Source organism: Streptomyces sp. NPDC001450 (assembly GCF_053597295.1).
Genome location: NZ_JBSFHY010000125.1, coordinates 1 through 2,905, shown reverse-complemented (window position 1 = coordinate 2,905; position 2,905 = coordinate 1). Strand labels below are relative to the sequence as shown.

General features: G+C 61.3%; 1 protein-coding gene and 2 pseudogenes. 2 read left to right on the top strand and 1 reads right to left on the bottom strand.

The genetic code is table 11. The features are described from left to right. Nucleotides 1-285: 285 nt before the first annotated feature. Nucleotides 286-681: an SCO4402 family protein gene (locus ACWC5O_RS45245; protein ID WP_450592504.1), complete on the bottom strand. Its 396-nt coding sequence runs from the start codon at nucleotides 679-681 to the stop codon at nucleotides 286-288. 399 nt (nucleotides 682-1,080) lie between these two features. On the opposite strand from ACWC5O_RS45245, the pseudogene ACWC5O_RS45240 reads away from it, so the two are divergent. Then, a pseudogene (locus tag ACWC5O_RS45240) lies at nucleotides 1,081-1,167 on the top strand (IS5/IS1182 family transposase); the annotation flags it as partial. A 1,194-nt stretch (nucleotides 1,168-2,361) separates the two neighbouring features. Then, nucleotides 2,362-2,448 (top strand): annotated as a pseudogene (locus ACWC5O_RS45235) (IS5/IS1182 family transposase); the annotation flags it as partial. Between the last annotated feature and the right edge of the window lie 457 nt (nucleotides 2,449-2,905).

The window sequence follows — 2,905 nt, the reverse complement described above, 5'->3', positions numbered from 1 at the left end:
CCGTTCCCACTCGGCATCTGTCAGATCACCCCGCCCCATGTCCACATCAACGACCCGGACATCGAGTAGTCACGTGATCGGCCGGACAACTCCTAAGCGGATCAGGCCCCTGGCTGGGTACTGCACTGTCGGGGTGGCGGGATTTGAACCCACGACCTCTTCGTCCCGAAGCAACTTGGGTGGGGTTGCTGCCTGGGGTTGGTGCACTTCTCACCTGCACTGATGGTTCGCAGACGTCCGCGCTTGTCTGCCGGTGTTCGTCGGCGTTGTCACGCAGTTAAACACTCACGCCTGTTGCCCACAGCTCAGCAAGCGCAGGTCGTTCGAGACCATGACCTGAGCGAGGCGTCCGGCGATGGCTACGACTTCGGGCCAGGCTGATGCCTGAAGGTACTCAGCGTCTGTGTCGTGGGATGCCTCCGCGGCGGCAGCGTTGAGCGCGACGCCGAGGGCCCGCATGAGGGTCACCTCTTCCTCCGTTCTCAAGCTGATGCCGAGAAACCGCTCGGGCTCATCGGCGTCACAGAAGCCATCGAAGAGCGTGTGGAAGACGTGGTCGATGTTCTCGAACTCCGAAGGGTCGAGCCACACGTCCTGCTGCCACGGTGGATTGGCCAGAGCCAAGACCACAGGTACGACGTGGACCCGGTGATTCGCCATGACTTGGGCTTCTGCGCTCACGAGCCCGAGCCTAGCGACCACACCCTCAGAAGGCGCTGGTGTTTTCAGGAGCACCACTTTAGGAGAGAGGCTGGGGGATCCTACGTCTGAGCTGCGGCTTTGCCGGCCGAGGTAGCGAGCGACTACTCGACCGAGGGGCACCGGTGTTGACCGCGGCTGACCCCTGGATCTGGCACGGTTGTGGCACGAACCTCAGCCGCCGATAGTCAGCTACGACGGCGGGTGCGCCAACCGGCCAGGCGCGCATGCCTCGCTGCACCTCCACCGGCCTCAGCCACGCTACTGGCTTGCGCCGTCGAGCAGAGCAACCCGCGACGGTCGGCCCCGTGACGACGGAACGCGAGCCATCAGCTTGAGAGGCTTGGGTGCTTCAGAGGTGGTTCGCCTTGACGGTACTTGGTCCTCCGCGACTGCCGCCTGAAAGGTGACGGCGTCCACCACGCCATGCTCGGCATCTCCGCCTCTAGGAACCTCGCCCTGACCGGATGCGATCTATGCCGACAACTGATGAGAAGCACGTCTGAGATCACTTGCGGGACAGCCCTTAGCTGAAGAAAGCGTGTTGGGCGGAAACGATGGATTCCGCAGGACCGTAGACCGGCTTCCAGGTATGCGCGAAAAGGTGGTCGTCCAGGTAATAATACCAGACGCCACTCTTGTTTGGCGCCAACGCATAAACGCCGTCCTGGGCGACCGCCAAGCAATTCTGTGTAGGTGCCCCTGTGCGCTCCCAAGCGTCTATGTTGCCGAGATACCTATACAAATCTCCATCCGGGAAGTCTGCTAACAATCCGTAAAATCCCCCATACAGCTTCGTTGCAGGGCCGCCTATTTGAGTCCAAGACAGCGGCGTTTTGTCATATCGCCAGACGCTGGAGAGGTCAGGAGATATTGCATAGACGCTATCAATGACCACGAATGAGGCTCCAGGGCCCCCAATCTGCTCCCACTTGAACGGGCTGCCGAGGTAGTGGAACAAGGCGCCCGTGGTGGGGTGCGTGGCCACCAGTCCCCATATTCCACCGAAAATTTCTGTAGCACCTGTTCCGACTTGCGTCCAAGACATCGCTGTACCGTCGTAGCGCCAAACGGCACGCTTGTCTGGGGTCAGTCCATACACACTCTCGGCCGTGACAGCGAATGAGGCACCGGGTCCACCTATGCGGAACCATCGTTGCGCCAGATCCGACTCCATATTTCTGAAAGGCCAATTCCATTGCCATAGAGTACCGTCCGAAACCGTGCCTATAAGGCCATAGTCACCTCCATAGAGTCGAACGAACGGCGTTCCTTGCGGGCCGCCCGCGTTACCGCTGGTGTCCTGCCAATAATTACCCCGGCCGTCGTGCCAAAGGACTCTCTCCCCGTCGGGAGTCAATACAGCTACGCCCCTTACTGCTATCCGTCCAGCCATGGACTCATCCTTCTGTTTCATTACCTAAGCTGGCTGCGGCTGCTTTACGCTTCCTGCATCGCTGGGAACTCATGCCGGTTTCGCTTTCTCGAAAAACCGCACGCAGGCGACTGCAAGCCTTTTCCAGGGCCTGTCCGCATTTCTCAGTGTCGCACGTACTCACCTCTTCCGCATTGTAGGAGAGGTGACGTCTGGCCGCAGATAGTGCGAGGGTGTCGGCAGAAAGTAACGATCATGTAGTGGGTTATTCAAGCCGATGATCCTGGATCGAGTCGTTCTCTGGGCTGTCCGAGGTGCAGTTCGCCAGGCTGGTGGCACTGGTGCGGTGCCGTGGCGGGGACGGTCAGTGCGGGACGAAGGCAGGAGCGCGGACCGGCCCCGCCGCCCCCGGTACTGCTTCACAGAGCGGGAAGGTGTGTAGGGCCGGCTCTGTCTTGAGAGGCAGGCCCCAGGAGCGACTACGGATCACCACATGCCCACCCGCTTACGGCACCATTCCCAGCGCAGGCCAGGCCGGGGGGTTGGGCCTGCGCGCGGTGAGCGGAGCGAGCAGCCTTGGCTGCGGGACACCGGGGTTGAACGCGGCTGACCGTCGCGCCGACTGCTGGGGCAGTAGGACAGGTGGGACACCTCTTATCCAGAACTCCGAACCACGATCACAGTCAAGCTCGGCGGTGAGCCATCAGCTTGGGAAGCTGCGAGCCTGTGGGCCCGATTGGGTCTGCTGCAGGTTTGGGTGACAGGTTCAGTCACGCGGCCTGGAGGGCCGGTGTGGTCATGACGGTCTCGAATTCGACGGGGGTGAGTCGG